This is a genomic window from Sphingopyxis sp., assembly GCF_036402335.1.
In the GTDB taxonomy this organism is placed as follows: Bacteria; Pseudomonadota; Alphaproteobacteria; order Sphingomonadales; family Sphingomonadaceae; genus Sphingopyxis.
Genome location: NZ_DASWTD010000263.1, coordinates 1 through 4106 on the forward strand (window position 1 = coordinate 1; position 4106 = coordinate 4106).

4 protein-coding genes are annotated in these 4106 nt (G+C 63.2%); 2 read left to right on the top strand and 2 right to left on the bottom strand.

Annotation, left to right across the window (positions count from 1 at the left end; all coding sequences use genetic code 11):
• Positions 1 to 188 precede the first annotated feature (188 nt).
• The gene (gene pip / locus VGD20_RS08225; RefSeq protein ID WP_331133978.1) at positions 189 to 1286 is read left to right on the top strand and encodes a prolyl aminopeptidase; all 1098 of its coding nucleotides are present in this window, start codon (positions 189 to 191) and stop codon (positions 1284 to 1286) included.
• Here the strand turns inward: pip and VGD20_RS08230 are convergent.
• Together VGD20_RS08230 and VGD20_RS08235 are read right to left on the bottom strand one after the other, a co-directional pair.
• On the bottom strand, positions 1280 to 2227 hold the full coding sequence (locus VGD20_RS08230) for a hypothetical protein (RefSeq protein ID WP_331133979.1): 948 nt from the start codon (positions 2225 to 2227) through the stop codon (positions 1280 to 1282). The genes pip and VGD20_RS08230 overlap by 7 nt on opposite strands.
• On the bottom strand, positions 2224 to 3291 hold the full coding sequence (locus tag VGD20_RS08235; RefSeq protein ID WP_331133980.1) for a dipeptidase: 1068 nt from the start codon (positions 3289 to 3291) through the stop codon (positions 2224 to 2226). Before VGD20_RS08235 ends, VGD20_RS08230 begins: the two co-directional genes overlap by 4 nt.
• A gap of 188 nt (positions 3292 to 3479) precedes the next feature.
• On the opposite strand from VGD20_RS08235, the gene VGD20_RS08240 reads away from it, so the two are divergent.
• Positions 3480 to 3896 carry a hypothetical protein gene (locus VGD20_RS08240; RefSeq protein WP_331133981.1) on the top strand — a complete coding sequence of 139 codons (417 nt, stop codon included), beginning with the start codon at positions 3480 to 3482 and terminating at the stop codon, positions 3894 to 3896.
• Positions 3897 to 4106 lie beyond the last annotated feature (210 nt).

Sequence of the window (4106 nt, forward strand, 5' to 3'; positions counted from 1 at the left end):
TTCGCGCTGCCACCTCCCCATGGCTGCGCCACAGGGAGGATCGTCAACGGCAACTCCCGGGCGAAAGCGGAATTCCATCCAGAGGCATGACGGCGACCGGCGATGCGGGCCGGTCATCGCGATGATTGCGCCCGTCACCAAATTTCGCCACCCTTCGGGTCAAACGGATAAGAGGAAAGGCGTCGAACATGGATTTTTCGCGGTTGCAGGCTTCGAGCAAGATCGGCGACGACTGGGTCTATCCGCAGCCGCCGTGCCTGAATTTCGGCTGGCTCGAGGTCGACCGCGACCCAGCGCACCGCATTTACTGGGAAGAATATGGCAATCCCGATGGCGAGCCGGTGATGTTCCTGCACGGCGGTCCCGGCGGTGCATGCGCGCCGGCGATGGCGCGCTTCTTCGATCCGAAGCGTTACCGCATGATCCTGTTCGACCAGCGCGGGTGCGGCAAGAGCGAGCCCAATGTCGCGTCGGCCGGTCCGGCGGTCGCGCTCGCAAAGAACACCACCGAAGACCTGATCGGCGATATCGAGAAATTGCGCGAGAAGCTGGAAATCGACGGGCCGATGCATGTTTTCGGGGGGAGTTGGGGGAGCACTTTGGCGATGGCCTATGCCATCGCGCATCCCGATCATACCGCGAGCCTGATCCTGCGTGGCATCTTCCTCGGCGCGCCCGAGGATCTGCTCTATCTGTATCAGGGCAATGCCGCGACGTGGGAAGCCGACCCCTACGGGCTGACCGAGCCCGGCGCCTATATGAAATATCCCGCCGAGTGGGCCGAACTGCTGTCGGTGCTCGCCCCCGACGAGCGCGGCGACGTGATGGGGTCGTACAAGGCGATCTTCGACATGGTGCCCACGAACGACGCCGAGAAGGAGCGGCAGCTGAAGGCTGCGCTGACCTGGTCTTTGTGGGAAGGCGTAATTTCGAACATGATCCCCGAAACCGCCGACACCGGCAAGTTCGGCGAGGCCGATTTCGCGTTATGTTTTGCGCAGATCGAGGCGCATTATTTCGCGAACGAGCTGTTTATCCCCGCGGGTCATTTTTTCGACAATATCGCCACGCTGGCGTCGATCCCGGTGCATATCGTGCACGGCCGTTTCGACGAGGTGTGCCCGCTGACGCAGGCGTCGCGGCTGGCCCAGGCGCTGCGCGACGCGGGGACGGAGCCCGTCTCTTACGTCGTGACCAACGCCGGGCACAGCGCGATGGAGCGCGAGAATGCGCTGGCGCTGACCGCGATCATGGACGGGCTCGCGCGAATTTCGCCCGTTCAATAAGCCTTGCGATCGGGCGCGGCGAGTTCGGCTTCCGAGGGCCAGTGGCCCTGCGGATTTTCGCGGACGATCTCGGCGAGCAGCGCCTTCGCGCCTTGCTCGTCGCCGGCAAAGCGGCGCTCCATCGCGATCGCGAACTTGATCGTGCTGTCGCGCGTGTCCTTGACGCTCGCGGGGTCGAGCCGGCCCTGCATGATCTGGACTGCTTGGTAATAGGTGAAATTCTCGATCAGCTTCAGCCCCGGCTCGATCGCGTCGATCGCGGCGCGCGCCTTCGCATGCTCGCCCATCTTGCGGTACGCGATATAGGTCCAGTAGGCGGTCGGCACGCGCATGTCGTCGCGCGCGAAATCGGCCGAGAGCGCGAGCGACTTCGCCATGCCCGACACCATCGTCGGATAGTCGCCGGTCGCGAAGCTGGTCTGCGCGTGATAATAGACGATGTTGCCGCGATAGGTGCTGATCGTGAGCCCGACGGGGTTCGGCATGCCGTCGGGTTCGAAACTGTCGGGCGTGTCGCCCATCAGCTCGAGCGCCTTGTCATAATCGGCGAGCGCCTCCTTGAACTTGCGCGCGCGGGTGAGGTCGCGCGCGCGGAAGCGGTAGAGTTTGTAGCTGTTCGGGAATTTCGCGATCCCGGCGCTGAACGCGTCGACCGAGTCGCAGATGCGGCCCGCATAATCGAGGCGGCGGCCGTACCAGATATGGCTGTCCTCGCGGTCGGGCGCGATACGCAGCGCCGCGGCGGCGATCGCGATATCCTCGTCGAGCATCTTCTGCGTCGCGGCGGAATATTTCGGGATCGTCAGCGGCGTCCCGATCAGGCTGGTGGCGCAATTCCCCGCGTCGGCGCCGGGGACTTGCTGGTTCGCCGACGCGGGGGCTGCCATCGGCAGCATGGCAAAAGCGAGGCTGGCGACGCCGATCGCGCGGCGCGGGCTCATCCGATCACCTCCTGATAGATGCGCCGGACGTTGGTCCCCATGATCTTTTCGACGGTGGCCGAGGGATAGCCGAGCTTGCGCACGCCGTCCCACACCACCTCCATGCGGCGCGGGCCGTTGAGTTCGTCGATGAACAGCGGCCAGTCGGGCTCGTGGAAATTGGCGCCCTCCTCGGCCTTCAGCTCGGCGATATAGGCGTCGGTCATCTCGACGACGCGGTGGTCGCGGTCGCTGCCGATCGCGACATGGTCGGCGCCCATCACCTTCACCGCATGGTCGATATGACGGAAATATTCGGGCAGCGCGTCGCCGCCGCGCTTGGTGGTCAGAAACGGCCGCATCTGGCAGATGCCGGCGACCCCGCCCTTGTCGGCGAGCAGGCGCAGGTTCGCGTCGGTCGTGTTGCGGATATTGCTGTGCACCGCCATGCACGCGGTGTGCGAGACGATAACCGGGACTTTCGACGCGGCGATCGTGTCGGCCATCGTCTGCATGTTCGAATGCGACAGGTCGATCAGCATGCCGCGCGCATTCATCCGGTCGACGAGCTCGCGGCCGAAATGGGTGAGCCCGTTCGCGCCGAGTTCCTTGCACCCCGCGCCCGCCCAATTCTGGTCGTTGTAGGTGATCTGCGCCGAGCGCACGCCGAGCTTGTAGAAGAGGTCGACATTGTCGAGGTCGCGCCCGAACTGGGTGCTGTTCTGGAACAGGTAGAAGAGCGCGAGCTGGCCATGCGCGCGGGCGACGTCGATGTCGCCGGTCTTGGTTGCCTTCAGGAACAGTTCGGGATGCTTCGCGATATGCGCGTCATGGTCGAGAACCGCCTGCACCGCGTCCTCATAGGCCTGCCCTTCATAATGTTTGGGATCGCAGAGCGTGACGGTGATCGCGTCGAGCCCGCTCGCGCGCATCGCGCCGATCAGCGCGGCGTCATATTCGAAACGAACCTCGCCCATTGCGTCGAAGGTGAGGGGGCGCGTCTTCGCCCAGGCCCCCGCCGCGGGTGCCAGCGCCATCGTGGCCGACACGGCCGCCCCCGACAGGATGAAATTCCGTCTGTCCATCGCTTCGCCCTCTCCAATTTTCTATTGGAAAGAAATTAGCGCATAGGAAATTTATTGCAAGAGGGTTGATGGAGGTGGATGGCGTGGCGCAAGGCCGGTCGCTCCCGCCTCGGGGTGATGCAAGGAGAGTTTGACCGTGCGGTTGCTCTGGGGTGGAAAGTGGACGTCATGCCGCGTAGATCGAATATATGACACAGCTCACCCGTCGGGGCTCTTTTTTGTTATTCGCGCTGACGGCAGTCAGCAGCGCGTGGGCCAATACGCCTCAGGGTGATGGGCTCGTCCGCCCAAAGGGAAAATTGGACACCTCTCTTGTTTCCCGTCACGAGCAAAGGATGAGCTGGTCACTGGCTGTGCAGGCGCATACGCGCCGTTGTATCGGGGCGGATGCACTGAAGAAAGCGGAGGTCACTCTCGCGCTTCGCGAAGGCGGCTGGCTTGCAAAGCCTCCTGCGGTTACTTTTACCGCTAATAGCGGCGACCCTTCAACATTGGTCGCGAAATTGCAGAGCTGCGCGCCCTTCCCCGATCCCATTGAATTGCCCGAGTCTATGAAAGACTCGACTGGCAGCGTGCCAGTGCATTTTCGGCCGTCGGTGCCCTAGGTCTGGGACGTTCACAACCAAGGCCAGGCAAGATGATGTCGTGGCGTAATCGACGAACCAATTGACGAGGTCCTTGTCGAAAAAATGTCCGCAACGGGTCGATTGCCGTCATTCCGACCAGATCGGCAGCGAACGACTGATTGGGGGTGGTGAGCTGTCCCTTGTGCACCCCGGCGAAAGCCGGGGTCCATGGCGTCAGAAGGCTGACAT

What these genes read in the sequence shown, in the direction of transcription:
- VGD20_RS08240 (WP_331133981.1), top strand. Translation starts at nt 3,480, where the DNA reads ATGACACAGCTCACCCGTCGGGGCTCTTTTTTGTTATTCGCGCTGACG.
- pip (WP_331133978.1), top strand. Translation starts at nt 189, where the DNA reads ATGGATTTTTCGCGGTTGCAGGCTTCGAGCAAGATCGGCGACGACTGG.
- VGD20_RS08235 (WP_331133980.1), bottom strand. Translation starts at nt 3,291, where the DNA reads ATGGACAGACGGAATTTCATCCTGTCGGGGGCGGCCGTGTCGGCCACG.
- VGD20_RS08230 (WP_331133979.1), bottom strand. Translation starts at nt 2,227, where the DNA reads ATGAGCCCGCGCCGCGCGATCGGCGTCGCCAGCCTCGCTTTTGCCATG.